This window comes from Holdemanella sp. DFI.5.55 (assembly GCF_020593575.1).
GTDB lineage: Bacteria > Bacillota_I > Bacilli_A > Erysipelotrichales > Erysipelotrichaceae > Holdemanella > Holdemanella hominis.
On record NZ_JAJDMK010000184.1, the window covers coordinates 1 to 721 of the forward strand.

The 721-nt window shown below is 36.9% G+C and carries 1 protein-coding gene; it reads left to right on the plus strand.

All coding sequences use genetic code 11. The features are described from left to right. Window positions 1-66: 66 nt before the first annotated feature. The coding region (locus tag LJE08_RS13695) for a reverse transcriptase domain-containing protein (protein WP_255650359.1) at window positions 67-721 on the plus strand (655 nt) is incomplete at its 3' end.

Below are 721 nucleotides of genomic sequence, written 5' to 3' on the forward strand. Positions count from 1 at the left end.
AAGGACCGAAACACAGTTACGTTTCTTGAAGGGAAACATGTTGAAAACACTGGAGGTTGAAAAGACATGGGAACAAAACGACAAGATATAAGAACATTGTCAAAAAGACATCCTAAACTGGAAACGTTAATGTATCGAGTAGACAAGGAGTCTTTAATAAGACAACATCGTCTACAAAAGAAAGATAAAGCTCCAGGAATAGACATGGTAACCAAGGAAGTGTATCAAGAAAATTTAAATGAAAATATAGATGACTTGATGCATAGACTAAAGAGTTTTAGTTACAAGCCACAACCCGTAAGACGAGTTGAAATCGACAAGGGAAATGGCAAGAAAAGACCTTTAGGAATACCAGTCTATGAAGATAGGCTCTTTCAAGGAGCCATGGCAGATATACTTAGTGATGTATATGAACCTAGATTTTTAGACTGTTCATATGGATTCAGACCAAAACGAAGCACTCATGATGCGATTAAAGTTATTGATAATACAATAATGCACAAGAAAGTGAATTGCATACTGGATTGTGACATTAAAGGATTCTTCGATAATGTGAATCATGAGTGGCTCATGAAATTTCTTCGAAATGATATCGCAGACCCGAACTATCTGAGATATATAGCGAGAATGCTCAAATCAGGAGTCATGATAGAAGGAAAATATGAGGATACAAGTGTAGGAACACCACAAGGCGGACTGATTAGTCCAATCCTTGCCAATG